This window comes from Streptomyces vinaceus (assembly GCF_008704935.1).
In the GTDB taxonomy this organism is placed as follows: Bacteria; Actinomycetota; Actinomycetes; order Streptomycetales; family Streptomycetaceae; genus Streptomyces; species Streptomyces vinaceus.
In genome coordinates, this window is the sequence record NZ_CP023692.1 from 6,976,799 (window position 1) to 6,999,566 (window position 22,768).

22 protein-coding genes and 1 pseudogene are annotated in these 22,768 nt (G+C 72.5%); 5 read left to right on the forward strand and 18 right to left on the reverse strand.

The annotated features are described in order from the left end of the window. Positions 1 to 18: 18 nt before the first annotated feature. Genes CP980_RS31435 through CP980_RS31445 form a run of 3 tightly spaced genes read right to left on the reverse strand, consistent with a single transcriptional unit; the run spans position 19 to position 2,507 of the window. Positions 19 to 894, reverse strand: a complete 876-nt coding sequence (locus CP980_RS31435; RefSeq protein ID WP_132760052.1) for an alpha/beta fold hydrolase — start codon at positions 892 to 894, stop codon at positions 19 to 21. Beyond that, positions 891 to 1,628, reverse strand: a complete 738-nt coding sequence (locus tag CP980_RS31440; protein ID WP_150529664.1) for a TetR/AcrR family transcriptional regulator — start codon at positions 1,626 to 1,628, stop codon at positions 891 to 893. The genes CP980_RS31435 and CP980_RS31440 overlap by 4 nt, the downstream gene beginning before the upstream one ends. 12 nt (positions 1,629 to 1,640) lie before the next feature. Then, positions 1,641 to 2,507: a class II aldolase/adducin family protein gene (locus CP980_RS31445; RefSeq protein ID WP_099888139.1), complete on the reverse strand. Its 867-nt coding sequence runs from the start codon at positions 2,505 to 2,507 to the stop codon at positions 1,641 to 1,643. Between the two features lie 126 nt (positions 2,508 to 2,633). Between CP980_RS31445 and CP980_RS31450 the strand changes: the two genes are divergently transcribed. Beyond that, positions 2,634 to 3,302: a GNAT family N-acetyltransferase gene (locus CP980_RS31450; protein WP_150529665.1), complete on the forward strand. Its 669-nt coding sequence runs from the start codon at positions 2,634 to 2,636 to the stop codon at positions 3,300 to 3,302. Here the strand turns inward: CP980_RS31450 and CP980_RS35325 are convergent. After that, positions 3,191 to 3,787 (reverse strand): VOC family protein, encoded by a 597-nt coding sequence (locus CP980_RS35325; RefSeq protein ID WP_167535908.1) that lies wholly within the window; start codon positions 3,785 to 3,787, stop codon positions 3,191 to 3,193. The genes CP980_RS31450 and CP980_RS35325 overlap by 112 nt on opposite strands. A gap of 197 nt (positions 3,788 to 3,984) precedes the next feature. On the opposite strand from CP980_RS35325, the gene CP980_RS31460 reads away from it, so the two are divergent. Continuing rightward, a complete protein-coding gene (locus CP980_RS31460) occupies positions 3,985 to 5,091 on the forward strand; it encodes a sugar ABC transporter substrate-binding protein (protein ID WP_150529666.1) in 1,107 nt (368 codons plus the stop codon). Positions 5,092 to 5,103: 12 nt separating this feature from the next. On the opposite strand, the gene CP980_RS31465 is transcribed toward CP980_RS31460, so the two are convergent. The 6 genes from CP980_RS31465 to CP980_RS31490 form a co-directional block, all read right to left on the reverse strand. After that, a complete protein-coding gene (locus tag CP980_RS31465) occupies positions 5,104 to 6,579 on the reverse strand; it encodes a sensor histidine kinase (protein ID WP_150529667.1) in 1,476 nt (491 codons plus the stop codon). Position 6,580: 1 nt separating this feature from the next. After that, complete coding sequence (locus tag CP980_RS31470) at positions 6,581 to 7,294, reverse strand: response regulator transcription factor (protein ID WP_132760129.1); 714 nt, start codon at positions 7,292 to 7,294, stop codon at positions 6,581 to 6,583. A 66-nt stretch (positions 7,295 to 7,360) separates the two neighbouring features. Next, positions 7,361 to 8,119 (reverse strand): DUF5666 domain-containing protein, encoded by a 759-nt coding sequence (locus CP980_RS31475; protein ID WP_132760058.1) that lies wholly within the window; start codon positions 8,117 to 8,119, stop codon positions 7,361 to 7,363. Positions 8,120 to 8,151: 32 nt separating this feature from the next. Next, positions 8,152 to 9,375: an ABC transporter permease gene (locus tag CP980_RS31480; protein ID WP_150529668.1), complete on the reverse strand. Its 1,224-nt coding sequence runs from the start codon at positions 9,373 to 9,375 to the stop codon at positions 8,152 to 8,154. Continuing rightward, a complete protein-coding gene (locus tag CP980_RS31485; RefSeq protein WP_132760060.1) occupies positions 9,372 to 10,157 on the reverse strand; it encodes an ABC transporter ATP-binding protein in 786 nt (261 codons plus the stop codon). Before CP980_RS31485 ends, CP980_RS31480 begins: the two co-directional genes overlap by 4 nt. Beyond that, positions 10,154 to 11,485 carry an efflux RND transporter periplasmic adaptor subunit gene (locus tag CP980_RS31490; RefSeq protein WP_150529669.1) on the reverse strand — a complete coding sequence of 444 codons (1,332 nt, stop codon included), beginning with the start codon at positions 11,483 to 11,485 and terminating at the stop codon, positions 10,154 to 10,156. Before CP980_RS31490 ends, CP980_RS31485 begins: the two co-directional genes overlap by 4 nt. 265 nt (positions 11,486 to 11,750) lie before the next feature. Between CP980_RS31490 and CP980_RS31495 the strand changes: the two genes are divergently transcribed. Further along, positions 11,751 to 12,344 (forward strand): hypothetical protein, encoded by a 594-nt coding sequence (locus tag CP980_RS31495; RefSeq protein ID WP_150529670.1) that lies wholly within the window; start codon positions 11,751 to 11,753, stop codon positions 12,342 to 12,344. 87 nt (positions 12,345 to 12,431) lie between these two features. Here CP980_RS31495 and CP980_RS31500 read toward each other — a convergent pair whose 3' ends face one another. From CP980_RS31500 to CP980_RS31510, 3 genes are all read right to left on the reverse strand, one after another. Further along, positions 12,432 to 12,914 carry a lamin tail domain-containing protein gene (locus CP980_RS31500; RefSeq protein WP_132760063.1) on the reverse strand — a complete coding sequence of 161 codons (483 nt, stop codon included), beginning with the start codon at positions 12,912 to 12,914 and terminating at the stop codon, positions 12,432 to 12,434. A 432-nt stretch (positions 12,915 to 13,346) separates the two neighbouring features. Next, entirely contained in the window at positions 13,347 to 13,709 is a 363-nt protein-coding gene (locus CP980_RS31505) for a VOC family protein (RefSeq protein WP_150529671.1), read from the reverse strand. Positions 13,710 to 13,758: 49 nt separating this feature from the next. Then, on the reverse strand, positions 13,759 to 14,121 hold the full coding sequence (locus CP980_RS31510; protein WP_229907022.1) for a hypothetical protein: 363 nt from the start codon (positions 14,119 to 14,121) through the stop codon (positions 13,759 to 13,761). 198 nt (positions 14,122 to 14,319) lie between these two features. On the opposite strand from CP980_RS31510, the gene CP980_RS31515 reads away from it, so the two are divergent. Then, entirely contained in the window at positions 14,320 to 15,108 is a 789-nt protein-coding gene (locus CP980_RS31515; protein ID WP_150529672.1) for an ATP-grasp domain-containing protein, read from the forward strand. Positions 15,109 to 15,126: 18 nt separating this feature from the next. On the opposite strand, the pseudogene helR reads toward CP980_RS31515, so the two are convergent. Next, positions 15,127 to 17,371 (reverse strand): annotated as a pseudogene (gene helR / locus CP980_RS31520) (RNA polymerase recycling motor ATPase HelR). Between the two features lie 249 nt (positions 17,372 to 17,620). On the opposite strand from helR, the gene CP980_RS31525 reads away from it, so the two are divergent. After that, on the forward strand, positions 17,621 to 18,133 hold the full coding sequence (locus CP980_RS31525) for a carboxymuconolactone decarboxylase family protein (RefSeq protein ID WP_132760068.1): 513 nt from the start codon (positions 17,621 to 17,623) through the stop codon (positions 18,131 to 18,133). 63 nt (positions 18,134 to 18,196) lie between these two features. On the opposite strand, the gene CP980_RS31530 is transcribed toward CP980_RS31525, so the two are convergent. The 4 genes from CP980_RS31530 to CP980_RS31545 all read right to left on the reverse strand — a co-directional run bounded on the left by CP980_RS31530 (position 18,197) and on the right by CP980_RS31545 (position 22,768). Further along, on the reverse strand, positions 18,197 to 19,543 hold the full coding sequence (locus CP980_RS31530) for a ricin-type beta-trefoil lectin domain protein (protein ID WP_229907023.1): 1,347 nt from the start codon (positions 19,541 to 19,543) through the stop codon (positions 18,197 to 18,199). Positions 19,544 to 19,762: 219 nt separating this feature from the next. Beyond that, positions 19,763 to 20,368, reverse strand: coding sequence for a hypothetical protein (locus tag CP980_RS36780; RefSeq protein WP_373312868.1), 606 nt, complete (start codon positions 20,366 to 20,368; stop codon positions 19,763 to 19,765). 74 nt (positions 20,369 to 20,442) lie between these two features. Next, positions 20,443 to 21,717, reverse strand: coding sequence for a serine hydrolase domain-containing protein (locus CP980_RS31540; protein WP_150529673.1), 1,275 nt, complete (start codon positions 21,715 to 21,717; stop codon positions 20,443 to 20,445). Between the two features lie 121 nt (positions 21,718 to 21,838). Continuing rightward, positions 21,839 to 22,768, reverse strand: coding sequence for a hypothetical protein (locus tag CP980_RS31545; RefSeq protein ID WP_150529674.1), 930 nt, complete (start codon positions 22,766 to 22,768; stop codon positions 21,839 to 21,841).

A 22,768-nucleotide genomic window follows, 5' to 3' on the forward strand; every position in this document is an offset into this window, starting at 1 on the left:
GGTCTCCCGCCCGGCGCCTCAGGGGGCCAGGAACCCGGCGAGGGCCGCCGCCACCGCCTCCGGATCCTCCAGCTGGGGGTAGTGCCCGACGGCCGGCGGGCCCGTCAGCTCCACGATCCGGGCGTCCGGCATACGCACCCGGATCCGGGCCAGTACGTGGGCGCCGCTGATCGGATCGGCCGGGCCCCACACGAACAGCGTGGGGCCGGTGAACCCCTCCAGCGCCGAGACCCACCGGTCATGGTGCACACGCCGTTCGTCGATGTAGCGCAGGAGGCGCGGGGCGAGGCGGTGGCCGCCGGCGCGGGAGGCGGCCAGCCACAGATCGCGCAGGTCCTCGTCATGGAGGGGCCGGCCCAGCACGGTACGCAGGGTCGCCCCGAAGCGGCGCTCCGAGGTGAACGGTGCCAGGAGCGGGCCGAGTCGACCGTGCAGCAGGCGCTGGATCGGCACGGGGCGGTGCAGATCGGGGTAGAGGCCCCCGTTCAGCCAGGCCGTGCGGGTGACGCGGGCCGGGTCGCGGGCCAGCAGTTCCTGGGCGACGCTCACTCCGTAGTCGTGCGCGACCACGGCCGTGTCGCCGATTCCGCATCGCCGCCAGACCTCCTCGACGAGCGAGGCCTGGTCCAGCACCGAATAGCGGTGGCGCCGGGGTTTGTCGCTCTCCCCGAAACCGAGCAGGTCGAGCGTGGTGACCCGCAGTCCGGCCGCGACGAGCACCGGTACCACGGCCGCCCAGTCGTGGGAGGAGGTCGGGAACCCGTGGACGAGGGTGACGGGCGGGCCGTGGGGCGGGCCGTCCTGGCGTACGAAGACGCGGTGCCCGCCGATCCGCGACGTACTGCCGCCTTCGGTCCACCGGTGCAGCGGTGGCAGGACGCGTTCGCCGTTCATGCGGGGGCCTCCTCGGCGTGCCGGTGGTCCAGTCCGTACAGCAGGGTCCGCAGTCCGAACTCGAACTCCGCCTCGGGATCGGGGGAGTTGAGGAGCTCGGCGTGGCGGTGTACGGACGGGTGGGTGAGCGGGGAGAGGGAGCCGAACAACTGGGCCATCGCGGCGCGCTGTCCGGTGGTCCGGGCCGCGCCGCCGGAGTCGAGCACGGCGGCGCCGATCACGAAGTGGGTGATCGTGAGGTAGACGTGGACGGCCGACCGCGGACTCCACCCGTGGGCGAGGAGCTGTCCGAGGGCGTGCTCACGGGCCCGCAGGGCGTTGGGGCCGAGCAATTGCCCGGAGGTCAGCAGCGGGACGACCGCCGGGTGCGCCGCGAGGACCCGGCGGAACTCCAGGGCCCCCCGCTCCAGCCCGGCCCGCCAGTCTCCGCGCAGCTCGGGCAGCCGGATCTCGCCCAGCATGTGGTCGACTGTCTCGATCAGGAGCTCCTCCCGGCTTCCGACGTGCCGGTACAGGGAGGTGTGGCGCACCTGGAGGTGCTCGCCGAGCCGGCGCATCGTGAGCGCCTCCAGGCCCTCCCGGTCGGCCAGTTCGAGCGCGCCGGCCGTGATCCGGTCGAGCGTCAGCCCGCCCTGGCGCGGCCTGCGCCGGTCGCGTTCGGCGTACCGTGCCTGCCACCAGGCGGGGGATCCGGCCTGCGCGGAGGGCGGACCGGTTTCGTGCGGGGGCGTCATGGGTCGCGGAGCCTACTCGAAGAGGTCGGGTTCCGTGCGGACGATCTCGTCCCACAGGGGCTGGAAGGAGAACCACCCCGCGAGCGGGAACCCGGTCTGGTCCCGCGTGTAGCGGGCGGACTCGGGGTCGATGAGGTGCGGGGTGCCCGCGGCCTCGGCGAGCAGCTGCGCCTGGGCGCTGCGCTCCATGGAGATGAACCACCAGGCCGCCTCGTCGACCGATCCGCCGACCGTGAAGATGCCGTGGTTCTGGTGGATGACGGCCTTGTGCGGCCCCAGCCCCGCCGCGAGCTGCCGGCCGGCCTCCTCCTCGACCACCACGGCGCCGGCGCCGTCCCGGTGCACGGCGTGCTGTTCGTACACGGCGCACGCGTCCTGGGTGATGGGGTCCAGCGGACGCCCGAGGCTGGAGAAGGCCTTGCCGTGGACGGCGTGGGCGTGGCAGGCGGCGATCACGTCGGGACGGGCCGCGTGGATCGCGGAGTGGATCACGAACCCGGCCCGGTTGACGGGCCGCCTGCCGTGGCGGACCTGTCCTTCGTGGTCGACGAGGATCAGGTCGCTGACGCGGACGTGGCGGAAGGACATGCCGAACGGGTTGACCCAGAACATGTCGGTGTACTCCGGGTCCCGCACGGTGATGTGTCCCGCGACCCCTTCGGAGAAGCCGAGGCGGCCGAAGACGCGGCAGGCGCCGGCGAGCCGCTGCTTGCGGTGCTCGCGCTCCTGCGCGGGGTCGGTGAACACCGGGGGCAGGGGCAGTTCGAGGTCCTCCTGACGGGGGACGAAGGCACTGCCGCGCCACCCGTTCCCACCGCCTCCCGGTCCGGTGCCCGGGTCCGTCTCGTGGTGTCCGTGGGTGCCCGTCGTACGGTCCATGCCCCGCCTCACTCGATTATGCGTCCAGTGGACGCATATCTTGCGTCCACTGGACGCTTCACGCAAGACCCGGGCCTGTGGCCATGGGGCACCCCGGTCCGGGCATGGAAGATCATCCGGTGCAGAATGAGGCGTATGTCGATGACAAACATGCCGAAACCGGCAACGATTGACGAGGCGTCACAGATAGGCCGCACCCTGGCCCTCGCGTTCGACGACGACCCGATGATGCGCTGGTTCTTCCCCGACGAGCCCGCAGCACCCGAGAGCGCCGGAGCATCCGACGGGCCCGGCGGGGCCGGGCGAGAGGCGCGTCTGGCCCGGTACTTCAGCACGATCTTCACCCGGCAGTACGCGCACCACGGCGTCTGCGAGCGCACCGACGCGGCGGCCGCCTTCTGGGTTCCGCCGGACGCGGCGGACAAGGCCGTTCCCGACGCCGCGACCGTCGAGGAGCTCTCGGTGATCCTCGGCGACCGGGCGCCGCTCTTCCGGCAGGCCGCGGAGGCCGCCGCCGGGGAGGGGCCCACGGAGCCGCACTGGTACCTGGCCGTGATCGGTGCGGATCCCGCCGCCCAGGGGCACGGTCACGGATCCGCCCTCCTGCGCTCGGGCCTCGCCAAGGCCGACGAGGCGGGCCTGCCCGTCTACCTGGAATCCTCCAAGCCGGCGAACCTCCCCTTCTACGGGCACTTCGGCTTCACCGTGCTCGGCGAGGTCCAGCTCCCGGGCGGCGGCCCCACCCTGTGGCCGATGCGCCGCGCGCCGGGCGGCGGCCGCCCGGCCGGGGCCTGAGCACATCCACGACGGGAGGCGCCGCGGGCCCGCAGGCGGCGCCTCCCCGGAAACGCCGGCCCGCTCTCTCTGCCGGCCGGGTGCTGCGGGGCGCTCGACGCGCGTTCCCAGACCCGGTCCGGTTCGACGTCCTCGACCCGGCTCATCACCCACCAGATGTTGCCGAACGGATCCCGCACCCGGCCGCCGCGATCTCCCCACGCGCTGTCGGCTGCCTCGGTGACGACCTGCGCCCCGTGCCGGACCGACGCCGCCATGGCGGCGTCCGCGTCCGGGACGTAGACCCGCAGCAGCGAGGGCATCGCCGGCCAGTCGGGCCGTAGGTCGAAGGCCAGTACGACCGTGTCGCCGACGCGGATCTCGCCGTGGCCGATGGTGCCGTCCTCGACCGGCACCCATGCGAGTTCCTCGCCGTCGAACGCGGCGGTGATGACCCGATCAGGACAATTGCGGTCCTGGATCAGGTGGGAGCATGCCCGCCTCAACTTTTCACGACTTGAATTTTCGCGGCAGTGTCAATCGTGCCGAAAAGAAGGGCTAATTGCCGAATTGCTCCGAAGCGGAGCGTGATGGCAACGTTGCCATCTCGTTAATAGTTCACTTCTTGACGGGGGTGTCGGTGCCGAGTTGACTGCGTCTACCTCGGCCGAAAGGACACGGCCTGCTCAGGGAGGTTTACGTCGTGAACACGCATCTCGCTCGGGCCGTCGTGGCGGTCACCGCCGCCGCGGCGTCCGTCTCGCTCGCCGGCTGCGGCAGTACGGAGGGCGCCGACGCGGGATCCGGCGGCTCGGCCGGGAAGGAGGCCATCAAGGTGGGCCTCCTGCTCCCGGAGGACCAGACGGCGCGCTACGAGAAGTTCGACAAGCCGCTGATCGAGAAGGAAATCGCCAAGTTCACGCGCAATAAGGGCCAAGTGGTCTACGCCAATGCCAAGCAGGATGCGGCTGCCCAGAACGCCCAGGTCGACGACATGATCGCCCGTAAGGTGAATGTGATCATCATCGACGCCGTGGACGCGAAGGCCATTGCCGGAGCGGTCAAGAAAGCCAAGGACGCCCGTATTCCGGTCATCGCCTACGACCGTCTCGCCGAAGGGCCGATCGACGCCTACACCTCCTTCGACAACGAGGACGTGGGCAAGGTCCAGGCCAAGGCTCTGCTGGAGGCGCTCGGCGACAAGGCCGGCTCCGGCCAGATCGTCATGATGAACGGCTCGGTCACCGACCCGAACGCCAAGGGCTTCAAGTCCGGAGCGCACTTCGTCCTCGACGGCAAGGTGGCCATCGGCAAGGAGTACGACACCAAGGAGTGGAAGCCGGAGAACGCCAACGCCAACATGACGGCCGCGCTCTCCGCCCTCGGCAAGGGAAAGATCATCGGCGTCTACTCCGCCAACGACGGCATGGCGGGCGGCATCATCAGCGCCCTCAAGGCCGCCGGAGTCTCCACTCTGCCGCCGGTCACCGGCCAGGACGCGGAACTCGCCGGGGTGCAGCGGATCGTCGCCGGCGAGCAGTACATGACCGTCTACAAGAGCTACGCCCCCGAGGCCGCCGCGGCCGCGGAGATGGCCGTCTCCCTCGCCCAGGGCGAGAAGATCGACGGACTCATCAACCAGATGGTCGACAGCCCGACCACCCAGGGCGTGCCGTCCGTGCTCGTCCCGGGCGTCGCGCTGACCAAGAACAACATCAGGTCGACTGTCATCGAGGACGGCGTCTACACCGTCGCCGAGATCTGCACCGACAAGTACAAGGCCGCCTGCGACGAGATAGGCCTGAAGTAGGCAGGAGGCCGCTCAGGGCCCGGCCGACTCCAGGCGGACGCGGAACACCGCCCCGCCGCCCGGCGCCGTCTCCAGCTCCAGTCCGCCGCCATGGGCCCGGACCAGGGCGGAGGCGATCGCCAGGCCGAGCCCCGCCCCGCCACCCGCCTGCCGGCTGCGCGAGGCGTCCACCCGGTAGAACCTCTCGAAGACCCGGGCCGCCTGCTCCGGCGTGAGCCCCGGCCCGCAGTCGGCCACCTCGATCACCGCGTGGCCGCCCGAGCCGCCCACCCCGATGCGCACGGGCGAGCCGGCCGGGGTGTGGGCGACGGCGTTGCCGACCAGGTTGGCGATCACCTGGCGCAGCCGCGCCTCGTCGCCGCAGACCGGTGCCGGACCGGGCGGACCGGCACCACCCGGACCGGTCAGCGTCACCTCGCGCGCCGGATCCAGCGCCCGGGTGTCGTGCAGGGCGTCCACCGCGAGCGTGCGCAGGTCCATCGGGGCCAGCTCCAGCGGGCGCTGCTCGTCCATCCGGACCAGGGTCAGCAGGTCCTCCACCAGACCGCTGAGCCGCACCGCCTCGCTCTCGATCCGGGCCATGGTCCGCTTCACGTCCGCCTCGTCGGCGAGGGCGCCCATCCGGTACAGCTCCGCGAGGCCCCGGATACCGGCCAGCGGCGTACGGAGCTCATGGCTGGCGTCGGCGACGAAGCGCCGCATCTGCTCCTCCGACGCCGCGCGGACCGCGAACGCCGACTCGATCTGCGCGAGCATCCCGTTGAGCGCGCTGGTCAGCCGGCCCGTCTCGGTACGCGGCGAGGCGTCCGGCATCCGGTGCGAGAGCGGGCGCCCGGCGGAGATCTCCGCCGCGGTCTCCTCGATACGCCGCAACGGGCGCAGCCCGGCCCGTACGGCGAACCAGCCGGCGGCGGCGAGCAGCAGCGACACCACGACGCCGATGAGTTCGAAGGCCGTGGCCAGGTGGTCGAGGGTGGAGGACACGTCGTCCAGCGGGGCCGCGACCACGACCCCGGCCGGCAGCGCCGGATCCTCGCTCCCCACCGGCACGATCAGCACCCACCAGGTGCCGTCCCCGTGATCGCTCGGCACCTCGAACGCCCGCCCGAGCCGGTCCCGCAGCTGCGCCCCGTCCATCGCGGGCCACAGCGGGCGCGGGTCCCCGGCCGCGACGGGCTCCCGGAACTGGTCGCTCACCCGTCCGTCCGCGTCGGCGAACGCCACCACGTACTGGCTCGGCAGCCAGGCCCGACCCGGTCCGCCGCCCGGCCGGCCGAGGTGCGGCTGCGGGGTGCCCTCGGCCCGGACCCGGTACGCCACGGAATCCCCGTACCGTTCCAGCTGCTGGTCCACCCGGCCCACCAGCTGGGCCCGTACCGATCCCAGGACGACGGTGTCGCTGACGGCCAGCCCGAGCGCGACCAGGGCGATCGAGAGCAGCACCAGCCGCGAGCGCAGCGAGAGGCCGGCGAGCCGGAACCCCGCCATGTCAGCCCTGCGGGCGGCGCAGGACGTACCCGATGCCGCGCACGGTGTGGATGAGCTTGACGGCGCCGTCCGCGCCCGAGTCCACCTTGCGGCGCACGTACGAGATGTACGACTCGACGATGCTGAGGTCGCCGCCGAAGTCGTACGCCCACACGTGTTCGAGGATCTGCATCTTGGAGACGACGCGGTCGGCGTGGGTCATCAGGTACGCGAGCAGTTTGAACTCGGTGGGGGAGAGGGAGACGGGCCGGCCGCCACGCAGGACCTGATGGCCCACCGGGTCCAGTTCGAGGTCGCCCGCGATCAGGCGCCCCTCGCCCGTCGGCCCGCCGGTGCGGCGCAGGATCGCCCTGATCCGGGCGATCAGCTCCTCCAGGCTGAACGGCTTGGTGACGTAGTCGTCGCCCCCGGCCGTGAGTCCGCCGATCTTGTCGTCGACGCCGTCCTTCGCCGTGAGGAACAGCACCGGCAGGTGGTCGGCCCCCGACCCGCTGCCGGCCTCCTCGCGCAGGCGGCGTACGACGGCGAACCCGCTGATGTCGGGCAGCATCACGTCGAGCACCACGAGGTCGGGCCGCTCCTCGGCGACGGCCGCCAGCGCGTCGGCGCCGTTCGCCGCTGAGGTGACCCGGAAGCCGACGAACCGGAGCGAGGCGGACAGCAGTTCGCGGATGTTCGGCTCGTCGTCCACGACGAGCAGGCTCGCCTCGGGCATGGCCGTGGCCGTGCCCCTCTCCCTGTCCTTGTCCCTGTTCAAGGGGGGTCCCTCCTCCTCGCGCGCTCAGCCCCGGCCGCCGCCTCCGCCCCCGAACCCGCCCGCGCCACCCTGGGCGACGGTCGTCGCGGCGAGATCGCCGGCGGGGTTCTGGCTGCCGCGCACGGTGACGGTCTGACCCGGCTGGAGGTCGGACACCTTGCCGCTCTTGGCCTGGGTGATCTGGGTGTTCGCATCGGTGGTGACCTTGACGACGTCGCCCGCCGCATCGGTGACGTAGAGGGTGGTGCCGTCGACGAGCTTCACCGTACCGGTGGTCGCGCCGGCCCCGGCGCCCGGGCCGCCCGTCGCTCCGCCGAAGCCCTGCCGCCCCCCGTTCTGTCCGGTCCCGGTACCGCCCTGGGCCGCGCCCGTACGTCCTTGGCCGCCCGCCCCGGCCGCGAAGCCGCGGCCTGCGGACCCGCCCCCGGGCGTGCCCTGGAGATGGCCCTTCTCGACCAGGGCGCCCCCGGTGAAGGCGAGCCCGGCCACCACACCGCCCGAGAGCACCAGCGTCAGCCAGGGCAGTCGCGGCCGGGGTGGCGCGGCGAGCTCCGCCGATATGTCCCGGGTGTCCGGAGGCTCGGCGAGGATCCCCTCGGGATCACCGTCGGGCCCCTCGGCGGCGGGGCCCTCCGCGACGTGCGCGACGGGGTGTTCCACGATCAGCTCCTCCGGGAAGGGGTCCTCACCGGCCGCCGATGCCGTGAACACATCGGCGAACGGCGCGTACCGGTCCTCGCCCGCCTCGGACTGCTTCCCCGGTTCGGTGCGGCGTCGTGCCATGTCAGCTTCTCCCTGTTCCCGCGTGTGCCGGCTCACTCGTGCCGCAGTGCTTCGATGGGCCGCAGGCTCGCGGCCCGGTTGGCCGGGTATCCGCCGAAGAACAGCCCGATCGCCACGGCGATGGCGAAGGCGCCCACGACCGACTCCGGTATGACGACCGGTCTGATTCCGACGATGGTGAAGTGCGAGCCGATCAGCCCGGCCGCGACGCCCAGCCCGCCGCCGATCAGCGAGAGCAGCGTCGACTCGGCGAGGAACTGGCCGAGGATGACGCCCCGGGGCGCCCCGATCGCCTTGCGGATGCCGATCTCACGGGTCCGCTCCGTCACCGTGACCAGCATGATGTTGGTGATCCCGATCCCTCCCACCAGCAGGGAGATCGCGGCGACCGCCCCCAGCAGCACGGTGAACGTCTTGTTCGTCGCCGCCTGAGTGGTCAGCAGCGACTCCTGGCTGGACACCCGGAAGTCGAGGGCGGCCGGATCCTTGATGCCGTGCCGCCCCATCAGGACGGTCGTGATCTCGCTCTGTGCCTCCGCCGTCGCCTCCGAGGACGTGGCCTCGACGAGGATCTGACCGACCGAGCCGAAGCCGGTGAACGCGTTCTGTACGGTGGGCAGCGGCGCGACCACCACGTCGTCCGGGTCCTGGAAGCCGGTACCGCCCTTGGCGGCGAGCACCCCGGCCACGGTGAACGGAGTGCCGCCCAGCACCAGCTTCTTGCCGACCGGGTCGGCCGTGCCGAACAGGTCCGTGGCGGTCGTCGCGCCGATGACGGCGACCTTCCGCGACGCCAGTACGTCGTCGTTGCTGAAGTAGTCGCCCTTCGCCACCTTGCTGTTGGAGGCCTTGAAGTACGCCGGGTAGGTGCCGACGACCTGGCCGACCGTGTGCGAGGTGCCTTCGTAGAGGGCGGTCTCCGCGGTGGTGACCTCGGGGGCGACCGACTCCACGTGCGGAGCCGCCGAGGGGTCGGCGAGCGCCCGCGCGTCCTCGACGGTCAGCGGCTTCGTGCCGGTCGCGGAGGCGGAGCCGGAGCGCGAGCCGCCGAACCCGGTGCCGGAGGAGACGGTCAGGGCGTTGGTGCCGAGCTTCTCGATGGAGTCCCTCACCGCCTGGGAGGAGCCGTTGCCCACGGCGAGCAGCAGGATCACCGCCGCCACGCCGATCAGCACGCCCAGCATCGTCAGCGCGGAGCGCACCTTGTTCGCCGCGAGGCCGCCGAGGGCGAAGCGCAGCGTCTGGAACGGGTTCACCGCAGACCTCCGGCCACGGCGTGCGCGGCCCCGCGCATCGCGGGCGGGGGCCCGCCGACGGGCGCCTGCCGGACGTCCTCGACGATCTGCCCGTCCACCAGGCGCAGCACCCGCTTGGCGTGGCGGGCCACCTCGTCCTCGTGGGTGATCAGTACGACGGTACGGCCGGAGGCGTTGAGCCGGTCCACGAGGGCCAGTACCTCCTCGGTGCTGTGGCTGTCCAGGTTCCCGGTCGGCTCGTCGGCGAGCAGCATCGCGGGGGCGGTCACGAGCGCACGGGCCACGGCCACGCGCTGCTGCTGGCCGCCGGAGAGTTCGTTGGGCCGGTGGTCGAGGCGGTCGGCGAGGCCCACCAGGGTGAGCGCGGCCACCGCGCGCCGGCGCCGTTCGGCGGCCTTCACCCCGGCGTACGCGAGCGGCAGTTCCACCTGGGCGACGGCGCTCGTACGGGGGACCAGGTTGAAGGACTGGAAGACGAAGCCGATCTTGCGGTTGCGGACCAGCGAGAGCTGGTGCTCGTCCAGGCCGCCCACGTCGATCCCGTCGAGCAGATAGCGTCCCGAGGTGGGGACGTCCAGACAGCCGAGAATGTTCATCAGGGTCGACTTGCCCGAACCTGAGCTGCCCATGACGGCGACGAAGTCGCCCTGTTCCACGAGGAGTTCGACCCCCGGCTGGCGGCCCGTCGCGGGATCGCGCGGCCCGCCGAGCGCGCGTACCTCCGAGTCGCCGTGCCCGTACGTCTTGAGCAGCGCGCGCACCTCGATCACCGGCGGCGTCATCCGCGGCCACCCCCGCCCCCGGTGGTGCGCGAACCGCTGCCTCCGGCCCCGCCGCGACCGCGGGCGCCGCCCGTCCCGGCCCCGCCGGGGAAGGCGCCGCCGGGGAAGCCCCCGCTGCCGGTCGAGGACACCGCGGCCAGCTGAACCCGCTCGCCCTCGGTGAGCCCGCTCAGGATCTGGTCGGTGCTGTCGCCTTCGAGGCCGACGGTGACCGGCGTCCGTACGGCGGTGCCGTCCGCCTTGACGACGGTGACGCTACGGTTCGCACCGGTTCCCGACACGGCGGCGGTGGGAACCGAGAGGGCTCCGGACGCCTCCCCGATCACGACCTGGATGGCTGCGCTCAGCCCGCTGCGCAGGTCGTCGGTGGGACTCGTCACGGTGAGCGTGGCCGCGTACTGAACGGCGCTGCCGCTGCCCGAGTTGCCGCCACCGGAGGACGAGCCGCTGCCGGTCGGCAGGGAACTGACCGACAGCACCTGCGCGTTGAGCACCTTGCCGGACATCGCGTTGAGCGTGACGGTGGCGGGCTGGCCCGGCTTCAGCTTCAGCGCGTCGGCCTCCGAGAAGTTCGCGGTCACCTGCATGCCGGACGGGTTGGTGAGCACCACGAACCCGGAGAGGGCGGAGGAGGAAGCGGCACTGGAGGAGCCGGAGTTGCCACCGGAGCCGGAGCCGGAGCCGGAGCCCGAACCGCCGCTGCCGTTCGTGCCGGAGACCGTGTCACCCACCTTGGCGGACACGGAGGCGACCGTCCCGGCGGCCGGCGCCTTGAGCACGGTCCCGTCGACGGCGCGCTGCGCGGCGTCCACGGCGTTCTGCGCCTGGGTGAGCTGGGCGCGGGCCTGGGCCACCTGCGCCGCGTCCACGGTAGGCGTCGGGGCGGGCACCGAAACGCCCTTCGACGAGGAGGAGCCGCTGCCCGACGCCGAACCCACCTGTCCCGCCTCGGCCTTGGTGACGTTCGCCTGGGCCGCCGTGAGTGAGGCCCGAGCCTGCGTGAGCGACTCCGTCGCGGCGGTCGCGTCGACCTTCCCGAGCTGCTGGCCCTTGGTGACCTTGTCCCCCGGCTTGACGTCCACCTCGGTGAGCCGGCCGCCCGTCGTGAAGTTCACCCCGGCGTCGCTCGGCGAGCTCAGCGACCCCGCGCCGGACACCGTCGCGAGGACGGTGCCCTTGGTGACCGCGACGGTCCGGGCGCCGCCGCGCGCCGGCCCGTCGCCACCGCCGGTCACCGCCGCGTACGCGCCGCCGGCGCCCGCGAGGACCGCCACGCCGAGCACCGAGTTGATCAGGGCGGCCCTGCGCCGCCGTGGGAGCACGTTCATGGGGCGGGATCCTGGCCGCCGGGACTTTGGGGGGTCTGGGAGCTTCCTGGGAGTTCCCTGGGAACGCCGCACCCGACCGAAGCGGGCATGGCGTCCCATACGGGACGTACGGTGCGGGCTCCTCCCGCCCCCGGGGCGAGGGAGGCCGCGCACGGTCAGGAAACTCCCAGCGGACGCCCCGGTCGCCCCCATCTCCGTGCGGTTCAGTCACGCTTGCCGGCGCACCCACGCCGCCGGCGGCCCGAAGCCCGAGGAGACGACGGACATGCCCTGGACCACGACCCGGCCGACCGCCGCGCTGTCCGCCGTGGCCCTCGCGGCCTGCGGGCTGCTCCTCGCGGGCTGTTCCTCCGGCGCGGGCGCCGTACGTACGGCCGCCTCCGCCTCCGCCTCCGCCTCGGCTTCGTCGTCCCCGGACGCCAAGGCCATGGACGCGTACCGTCAGTGCCTGGCCCAGCACGGCGTGACGACGGCGCCCCGTCCGACCGGCACCCGAGGGCCCGGCGGCGGTGGCTGGGGCGGTGCGTCCGGCGGACCGGGCCGCAGGGCGTCGCCCGACCCGCAGCGCGGCGCGGCGGCGCAGGCCTGCGCGGACCTGCGCCCGCAGTTCAACGGGCGTGGCGGCGGCTCCGGCGGGGGTGACGGCAGCGCCATGAAGGCGTTCACGAGCTGCCTCAAGGACCACGGGGTCGTGCTGCCGTCGGCTTCCCCCGGCGCACCGGGCACGAGGGGCTTCCCCGGCCTCCCCACCTCCGACCCGCAGTCGGCGCAGGCGTTCGAGACCTGCAAGGCCCTGCTGCCGCAGCGCGGGCCGAACACCCCCGCACCCGGCGTGAGCCCGTCGGCCTCCGCGCTCTGATCCGGAGCCGGAACGCACGGGCCGGCGGCCACACGCTCGTCCGTGTGGCCGCCGGGCCGGTCACCCCGTCAGGGGCGGAATCCCAGGTCAGCCGTTGCGGTGGTGGCGGCGGCCGTCCCAGGAGTCGGAGTCGAGGACGTTGCCGCGGTTGTCGCGGAGCGTGGCGCTGTCGCGCTCGTCCCACACCTGCTGGTGGCGGTCCTGGTAGACGTCGTGGCGGGTGTCACGGCCCTGGCCGGTGTGGACCTTGACGCTGGAACGGCCGTCCAGGCGGAAGTCCTTGAACTGGTAGCGGTTGCCCTGCCGGTCCGTGAGGGTGAAGCCGCGCAGGTTGACGCTGTGGCGGCCGGTGTTCTTCACCTCGACCCATTCCCCGTTCAGGGCGCGGGCGGAGCGGTCGCGACCGGGGCTGTCGTACTGGACGTCGCCGATGACGATCGAGGACTTCGCGCCCCGGTGGTCGCGCCCGTGGTGGTCGGCGGCGGCCGCCGGCAGGGCGGCGGCGCCGACCAGGGCGCCCGCGGCCAGGAACGCGGAGAGGACCCGGCGGGTGGCGAGAGAAGCAGACATGGAGATGACCCCTTCAACAGACAGCGGCCCTCCCCGGCCGCGAAGGCACGGGTGGGCTCCGATCAGTTCCCGGCGTGCTGCCGAGGAGGCACACTCTGGCCCCCAACCGCCAACAAAAGCCACTAACACGGGGCGTGTTACCCAATGCAGACATACCCGTGACTCTTCCTTGTAACGGACATCTGTCAAGGCGGTGCTGACGCGGACCGCGGGAAGAAGGGGAGTGGGCCGTGGCAGGACTGGAGAGAGGGCCGTCGTGCCCGGATGTCCGTCGGATACGGGCCCCTTCGACCTTTGGGCCGAATGGGTCCACCGTCTGTAACGGGTGTTCGGCGGGGCGCCGGGACGGGGGCGGGTTGACGATCCGGGCGGCCCGCGGCGCCCGCGGCCCACGGACCGGCGCCGTCCCGCGCGCCGTCAGCATCGCGGCCGTCACCCCCGCTGTGCGGGCTCCCACAGTTCGACGCGGTTGCCCTCGGGGTCGGTGACCCAGCCGAACCGGCCGACGCCGTCCATGTCCTGCGTTTCCCCGGCCACGTCCGCGCCCTTGGCGCGCAATTGCGCGAGCATCGCGTCCAGGTCGCGGACCCGGAAGTTGAGCATGGTGCGCTGCTCGCGGGAGCCGAAGTAGTCGGTCCCGGACTCGAACGTCGCGAACACCGTCGGCCCGGCCCCCTGCTGCCAGAGGCCGTGCTCATCGGCATCCAGGCCCAGACAGTCGCGATACCAGGCGTTCAGGGCCGCCGGATCGGCCGCCCGCATGAAGTACCCGCCGATTCCCGTCACTCGTTCCATGACGCCATCTTCGCAGGACGGGCAGCGCGCGGGCGGCCCACCGCACCCGTCAGGGGATGAGCACGCAGTGGTTCTCGATCACCCTGCCGCCGCGGTCCAGCCCACCGCAGACGGCCAGCCGCGGGTAGGCCCTGAACTCGCGGTTGACCACGAACCGGGCCTGCGACACGTTGGCCCTGCTGCTGTTGTAGTCGCCGACGAAGGCCCGCAGCGTCCCGGGCAGGCCCTCCCTGGTCGTGACGGTGATGTCCTGGACGAAGTCACGCCCCTGGTAGGCGGTGGCCACGCAGATGTACTTCCCGCAGGTGGCCTTGACCTCGGCGCTCGCCGGCGCCGCGGTCACCAGCGCCGTGGCGCAGGCCGCGGTGAGTGCCGCCGCGACCGTGGCCAGCCGCCTCCCCGCGGGCGTCACCGGCCGTATCGTCTTCCGGCTTGCGAAGTGCATGAGACTCCTCCGAGCTGCGCTGGACGACTGCATGACGTGTTCACCGTGTCACGTTCGGTTGCGCCGCCGCATGCGGCAACGGTGAACATGCGGTGAGGAGGCTGCGGACGCGCGGATGAGGTATCCGCCTACCGCCCGCCCCGCCGCCCTCGTACGCTCGCCGTCATGAACGATCACGCCACGCCCGTCCTGCTCCTGAACCCGCCCCGCACCACCACCGCGGAGCTCCTCGCGCAGGCCGCGGCGTGGCGCGGCCATGACGTCGTCGCCCACGCCCGGCAGGCCGAGGGCCGTGAGACGTACTGGTACGGGGGTCCGCTCGCCGCCGACGCCCTGTCGGGCAGGCTCGGCCTCGGGCTCCTCGAACCCGCCGACGACTGGCTGACGACCGTGCCGCAGGACCTCCTGCGCCGTTCCGTGCGGCTCACGACGCTCGCCGGAGCCCGGTCGCTCGGCCGGCCCGCCTTCGTGAAGCCGCCTTCGGAGAAGATCGACCTGCTCCCGGCCGCGGTGTACGAGGACGCGAGCGCGCTGCCGGCCGCCCTGGACGACGGCACACCGGTCCTGGTCAGCGAGGTGGTGGAGTTCGCCGCCGAGTACAGGCTGTTCGTACGCGACGGGGAGGTCGCCGCCGGCAGCCGCTACGCCGTCCACGGGCGCCCCGACCCCGCCCCGCTCGACCCGCGCGCCGAGGCGTTCGCCCGCGAGGTGCTCAAGGCCACGGCGGACGGCCTGCCCAGCGCCGTGTGCGTCGACATCGGCCGGCTGGGCGACGGCGGCTGGGCGATCGTCGAGGCCAACATGGCGTGGTTCGCGCACTGCTACGCGGCCGAGCCCGACCGCGTCCTCGACGTGGTCCTGCGCGCCGCGGGCCCGCTGCCCCGCGTGTCCGACCGCGACCGGCCCTTCGTCCGCGCACCCCGGACCCGGCCGAACGAGCGGGCGGCCCGTTGACATCCCGCCGAGCGGCGGTCAGCGGAGGATGACGAGCTGCCGGGTCGCCCGGGTCATCGCGACATAGCGGTCCACCGCTCCTTCGACGCCCTCGCCGAACGCCTCCGGGTCGATGAGCACGACCAGGTCGAACTCCAGGCCCTTCGACAGCTCCGGGGTCAGGGATCGGACGCGCGGCGTCGCCCTGAACGACGGGTCGCCGATGACGCAGGCCGTCCCCTCGGCGTGGGTCGCGAGCCAGTCGTCGAGGATCCCCGCCAGATCCGTCACCGCTCCGTACGCCACGGGGATCCCGCTGCTGCGGATGGACGTCGGCACGTTGGCGTCGGGGAGGGCCGCCCGGATGACCGGCTCCGCCCGCGCCATGACCTCCTCCGGCGTACGGTAGTTGATGCTCAGCGAGGCCACGTCGATCCGGTCGAGCCCCACCCGCTCCAGCCGTTCGCGCCACGATTCCGTGAACCCCTGCCTGGCCTGCGCCCGGTCCCCGACGATCGTGAAGCTCCGGGACGGGCAGCGCAGCAGCAGCATCTGCCATTCCGCGTCGGTCAGTTCCTGGGCCTCGTCCACCACGATGTGCGCGAACGGACCGGCGAGCCGGTCCGGGTCGGCGCTCGGCAGGGCCGACGCGTCGATCAGACTGTCCTGGAGGTCCTTTCCGCGCAGCATCCGCACCGCGCCCTCGCTGTCGTCGCCGGCCGAATTGAAGTCGGCGGCCGCCAGGATGTCGTCGATCACGCCGGCCATGCGCTCGCGTTCGGCGGCGACGGCCGCGTCGTGCCGGTGCTTGCGGCGGGCCGCCTCCGGGTCGCCGAGCCGCTGACGCGCCGCGTCGAGGAGCGGCAGGTCGGACACGGTCCAGGCGCCGGCGTCCGCGCGCTGCAGCCTGCGTACGTCCTCGCGGTCGAGCCAGGGCGCGCACAGCCGCAGGTACGCGGGAACCGACCACAGGTCCGCGACGAGGTCGGCCGCTTCGAGCAGGGGCCAGGCGCGGTTGACGGCGGCGACCAGCTCCTCGTCGTGCAGCAGCGCCCTGCGCAGCTGGTGCGGCGACACCCCGTCGTGGTCATCGTCCTCGTCCCCGTCCGCGTCGAGCTTGTCCATCAGGATCGTGAGCAGCGCGTCCCAGATCCGCTCGCGCGCCTCGTTGTGCGGGACGCCCGCCGCCTCCTCGAACGCCTCGGTCCAGTCGGCGGGGCTCAGCCACAGGTCGGCCCAGGGGGTGCACACCGCCATGCCCTCGGCGGGCGGCTCCTCGTAGATCCCGACGGCCTTCTCGATCGCCCTCACCATGTCCGCGGACGACTTCAGGCGGGCCACGTCGGGGTCGGTCTCGACGGGTGCTCCGGCGCCCTCGGGGAGGAGGTCGCGGACCGTGCAGGTCTGCACGCCCTCCTCCCCGAGGCTGGGCAGGACGTCGGCGACGTAGTTCAGGTACGGCTGGTGCGGACCGACGAACAGCACGCCGCCCCGTCGGTGCCCCAGGCGCGGGTCGGAGTAGAGGAGGTGGGCGGTGCGGTGCAGGGCGACGACCGTCTTGCCCGTACCCGGACCGCCGTCGACGACGAGCGCGCCGCGCGCACTGGCGCGGATGACGGCGTCCTGGTCGGCCTGGATGGTGCCGAGTACGTCGCGCATCCGGGGCGAGCGGGTGCCGCCCAGGCTGGCGATGAAGGCGGACTGGTCGTCGAGCGCGGCGTGCCCTTCGAACCCGTCGGCCGTGAACACCTCGTCCCAGTAGTCGCCGATGCGGCCGCGGGTCCAGCGGTACCTGCGGCGGCTCGCCAGGCCCATCGGGTCGGCGTGGGTCGCGGCGAAGAACGGCTCGGCGGCGGGGGAGCGCCAGTCGATCAGCAGCCGGCGGCCGGCGGCCGGCGCCGTCGGTGAGGCCGAGCCGTCCGATGTACACGGGCTCGGCGTCGTCCGCGCCGACGATGCGCCCGAGGCACAGGTCCAGTCCGAAGCGGCGCAGGGCGCGCAGCCGGGAGGTGAGCCGGTGGATCTCGCTGTCCCGCTCCATCGCCTCGCGGCCCAGGCCGCCGGGCGCCCTGCGCAGCTCGTCGAGGCGGTCGGACAGCTCGGCGACGGCCTGGTCGAGGCTGTGGGCGAGGGCGGCGAAGTGCTGCTCGTCGCGGGCGATCAGGGCCGGGTCGGCCTTGGGGGCGAGGTGACCGGGGAGGTCGAACGCGCTGGTGGTCTTCGGAGTCTTCGTGGTCTTCGCGGTCTTCGTCGTCTTCGTTGTCGACACAGGCAACCCGTGCATCTCCTCTTTCCGCTGCTTCTGGCTACGAGCTGCGATTTTGCGGGACGACGGGGGCCTTGCCGCAAGCCCCCCTGTGCGCTATAAGTTGAGAGTGGCAAGGGGTGGGTCTTCCCCCTTCCGCCATCTCCCTCTCCCCGAAGCGGCCTTCAAAAATCTGCCGCGTACTCGTCACACTTCCCGAACGGGATCCGTCAGGCCTATGAAGGCACCGCCGATGACGGTGGTGCGCGACACCTGAGGGAGACGACGATGCAGACTCAGACTCGTACGATCACGGCCGACGTACCGGCGGGACCGCGGATGGCGCAGGACCCCGTGGAACTCGTCCCCGAGCTGGCGGAGGTGTCGGCGGCACTGTTCAAGGCCGCAGGCAACCGCTCCGTACCGCGTGCCACGATCAGCCTGTTGCAGCTGCGGGCCGGCCAGATCGTCGGAAACACCTACCTGACCGTCCTGCACACGGGCATGCTCCGCAAGGCCGGGGAGTCCGAGGAGCGGATCACGGCGGTGGCGTCCTGGCAGGACGCCCCGTACTTCAGCGGCGCCGAGCGGGCCGCACTGGCGCTGGTGGAGGCCGTGCTCCAGCCGTCCGCCGGCGGGGAGCGGGTCTCCGACGAGCTGTACGCCGAGGTGGCCGGGCACTATGACGCGAAGGCGCTCGCGACCTTGATGATCGCGATAGGACAGGTCAACTTCTTCGTCCCGATCGCGCTCATCGCGAAGCCTCTGCCGGGACGGTCGTTCACCGATCCGTGGAACTGAGCGCGGTGGGGACGCGTGCGTCGAGCGACGCGCGCGTCCCCACCGGCCGGCTCCGCGGACGGACTACTTGGGAGTCACCCAGACCTGCCGCTTGTTGGTGTTCGCCGTGTACAGCTGGACCGCGGTGCCGTTGGCGGTCGCGCCGCCGGTGACATCGAGGACCTTGCCCGAGGCGGTGTGCACGATCTGCCCCTTGGCGTTGACCGACCACCGCTGTGCGGCCGTGCCGTTGCAGTCGTAGAGCGCGATCTTGTTGCCGTTGGTGCTCAGATTGCGGGAGTTGTCGAGGCACTTCCCGAGCGCGCGGAACGTACCGTCCTTCCCCAGGATCCAGGACTGCGCGACGGTGCCGTTGCACGTGTACAGCTGGATCTGGGTGCCGTTGTCCGCCTTGCCTCCCTTGACATCGAGGCACTTGCCGCCGAGTCCGGACACCTTGCCCTGAGGGGACAGCGCCGCGCCGGCGCCGGCGGCGAGGAGGCGGAGCCCCTGCACGTCGAACTGCTGGACGTACGTGCCCGCCCGCTTGTCCTTGTAGGCGTACGTCGGCGTGCACATCACGGGGAACTCGCCCGAGTCCGTGCCCTTGACGCAGTCCCCCTTGGTCATGCTGCGGTTCGCGTGGGTCAGGCCCAGCGTGTGCCCGATCTCGTGGCTGATGTGGTTGCGCATGACGGCCTCACCCATGGACGCCGTGGGCTTGCCGGCCGAGGTGAAGAACTCGTCGTCGATGTACGCGTGGCCGCTGGTCACGGTGTCCGCGAGGGAGGAGGAGGTGAACCCGCAGCTCAGGTTCGCGGACCCGGAACCGTCACGGACCACCTTCCACCCGGTGTTGCCCATACTGCCCTCGGCCGCCGGGGGCACGCAGGGCCGGTGCGCGACGCCGATGACGACCTCGCCCCTCGGGCGGGAGTAGTCCCAGCCCACCGGGTGGGTGTCGACGGCGACGGGAATGTTCGTGATGCGCTGGAGGTCCGCGGCCGTCGCCTTGACGTACGGGGCGAGCCAGTCGGCGGACTTCTGGTCGTAGAACTTGATCGTGTAGCCGGTCGCCAGCCACTTGGTGGCCCCGGAGAGCTTCCACCCCTCGCCCTGCGGGGGAGTGGCGGCGGCCACCGCGGCCGACCGGGGCGCCGCGGCCGCACGGCTCCCGCCGATGCTCATGACGCCGTTGCCGAACGAGGTGTGGTCGTCGGCGGAGACGACGGCGTCGCCGTCCGCCGCGTCGGGCGCCTCGCCCTCCGGCAGCGCCGCTTCCTCGGGCGTGGCGGAGGGATCGGCGCCGGCGGAGGCCGTGGTGCCGGCGTCCTCGGTTCCGAAGGCCGCGGGGGCCAGCAGTCCGCCCGCGGCGGCCACCACCGCGCACGCCGCGACCAGAGGTATTCGATACTTAGCGGTGAATCCCAAGTCCTGTTGCCTTTCATCGTGTTCGCTCCCGCTGCCTACGGCGACGCGTCGTGGCCGTGGGCAGCCGGGACCGGAAAGATGATAGGGAACGAGCCAAGGGCGGCCGCCGGCGGGTGAGTTACCGGCGTCCGGCCAGTGCGCTGTCGGCGTTGTCGAGGAGGTTGCGGAAGGTGCGGGTGATCACCGGCCGTACGAGGCGGCGGGTGAGGAAGGTGCCGATCACGGGTACGGGGATCTCGGCGCGGGTGGTCCAGCGCACGTGCGTACCGCCGTCGACCTCGGTGACGTCATCCGGCCGAGCTCGTGCCGGGACGGCGGCGGGCTGCGATCGACGACGTACTCCGTGGCGTACGGAGGGTCGTAGAGGGTGATGCGCTCACGGGACCGGCCGGTCGGCCAGAGGTGGTCGCGGACCGCGCCGACCCCGTACGGCGCCTGCGCGCCCCGGCGGGTGGCGACTTCGCCCGAGCCCCGCCAGGAGTCGTCGAGCAGGAGCCGCGCCGAGGCGGCGATGTCGTACGCCGCCTCGGCGCTCGGCGCGGCCGGGTCGGCCGGCGCGAGCCAGAAGACGGCCTCGGCGCCGGCACACGCCCGGTCGATCACGGCGGCGTCGCCGTGCGAGCCCACGACCTCGGTGCGCTCGCGTACCTGCGGTGCGAGGCGCGCGGGGTCGCGGACGACGAGGTGGCGTCGAACACCCTTAGCCGGCCCGGCGCGTGGCGCCGGATCCGCGACACCGGGTCGGGGCTCGCCGCCGAGTTCGCCCGCGAGTCGCGCGGTGTCGTGGGCACCCCCACTCTCTGCCGCCGCGAAGCCCACGACCATGCAAGGATCGGCAAGCAATCCTTGACTCAGAGAGAAAAAATGCAGGTCGGCTCGGGTGTGACTCAGTGACGGCGTCAGCTGCTCCGGGGAGCGACCGGCTTGTGGCCGGGATACACGTGAGCGGGCGTCACGATGGAGGTGACCGCCTGGCCGAAGAGCGTGCTGGGCTCCTGGTTCTGGTACTGGTCATCGGTGTTGAGGAGGATGACCATGGTCGCCCGGGCCGGCGGCAGGTAGACCGGAAGGACCTCGTACCCGGGGATCGATCCGTTGTGTCCGATCCAGCCCTGGACGTCGAAGATGCCCAGCCCGTACCCGTCACCGGGAAGGTTCATCGGGGTCGTCTTCAGGCGCTCGGCCTGGGTCGCGGGCGTCAGCAGCCTGCCGGTGGCCAGGGTCTGGGCCCAACTGCGCAGGTCCTGGAGGTCGGAGACCATCTCGCCCGCCGCCCAGGCCCAGGAGGGGTTCCAGTGGGTCGAGTCCTCGATCCTGCCCGAGGCCGTCTGGTCGGTGTAGCCGTGCGCGTACGGCTCCGGCAGGGCCGCACTGGTCGGGAAGACCGTGTTCCGCAGCCCGGCCGGTGCCAGGACGTCCCGCGTGATGACCTCGTGGAGCGGGCGGCCGGTGACCTTCTCGACGACCAGGCCGAGCAGGATCAGGTTCGTGTTGGAGTAGTCGAACCGTGCGCCCGGCGGGAACTGCACGGGGTGCCCGAAGGAGTAGCCGAGCAACTGCTGCGGTGTGAAGCTCCGTTCCGGGTCCGCCTGCAGCTTCTTGATGAAGCCCTCGTCCATGCTGTAGTTGAAGAGGCCGCTGCGCATGCCGGCCAGTTGGCGAAGGGTGATGCGCTCCCCGTTCGGAACCCCTTGGACGTACGTGCCGATCGGGTCGTCCAGGCCGATCCTCTTCTGGTCGACGAGCTGGAGGAGGGCGGTGACCGTGAACGTCTTGGTCTCGCTGCCGATGCGTACGTGCAGGTCGGTGGTCATCGGTGCGCGGGTCGCCCGGTCGGCCACGCCGAAGGTCTTCACGTAGCTCCCCTTGCCGGGGGCCCACAGCCCCACGGTCACCCCCGGCACCTTCGTCTCGCGCATGACCTGGCGTATGGCCGCGTCCAGGCGCGCCGCGACGGCCGGGGTGAGCTGCGGGAATTGGGCGTCGGGGTCCGGGGTGGGGGTGGAGGCGGTGACGGACACCGCCCGGGCGGTGGTCGTGCCGTGGGCGCTCGTCGTCCTGTGGCCGGTCGTCGTGCCGGGGCCGGCGGAGCCGGCGACCGTCGGGCCGGTGAGCAGGCCCGCGGCCGCCACGGCCGCGCAGGCCCGGACCAGCAGGATGTGGGTTGGCTTCACGGCACGTTCTCCCGCCGTCCGAGGGCCCCGGGCAACGTCACCAGCGTAGGCCCGCGCCGCCGCGGTCGCGCGGTGAGCCGTGCCGGGGGCAGGGCTCACCGCGCGGGCCGCCAACCGCCGGTCAGGTTCCGCAGAACGGGGCGGTCCGTACGTATCCGCCGAGGTTCTCGTCGTCGGTGCCGAGGAGGGCGTCGCCGGATCCCGGCGGGCACTCGACCGCCTCGATCTTGTACTGCGGAAACGTGCCGAGCAGGGTCGGGGAGGGCGCGAGCGTGACCCGTACCCGGCCCGTCGCCGACACGCTCACCCGGCCCGCCTCGCTTACCGCGGAGTCGAACGGCCCGTCGTCGCCCGCGTCCGCCGCCGAACTCACCAGGATCCGCCCGGAGTCGGTCACCGAGATGTCGGAGATGTGCCGCGCGGCTCCGGCGTCCGGATACGGTGCCCGGTACGTGCGGCGGGTGACGCCGCCGAACTGCGGCTGCCCCCACGACGCGAACGTGAGCGGAGCCGAGTACAGCGTGGCGGGACGCTCCGCGCCCGCTCCGCGGTCCGCCCAGAGGGCGGCGAGGTTCCCGTTCCGGCCCACCAGCGCGAAGCCCTCGAAGTCGTCGCCCTCACCGATCGACGGCAGCGGCGCGTAGTCGACGACCGTGGCGGTGTCGCCGACGACCTTCAGGCGGTAGACGATGCCGCGACTGGCCACCGCCATGTACTCGGAGGGCATGCCGGGGATGGCTTCGATCGCCTCCAGGTCGGAAGGTTCCGGCCCGTCCCAGGTCACCGGGGAGATGTCGTCGGAGCCCTCCCGGTGGGTGATCCGGGACAGGCGCCTCTGCCCGCTGCCCTTGTTGTCGTGCACGACCAGCGCCTGGACCTTCGCCCCGTCCGCGCTACGGCCTTCGAACGCGATGCCGCTGACACCGCCGAGGGCGTCGGCGCCCACCTTCTGCCATGGGGCCGCCGCGCCTGCCTGGGTGGTGCCGAGCATCGTCAGCAGCGCCATCGTCGCGGCCGGCCAGGCCGCGCGCTGCACCATCGGGAGCTTCAC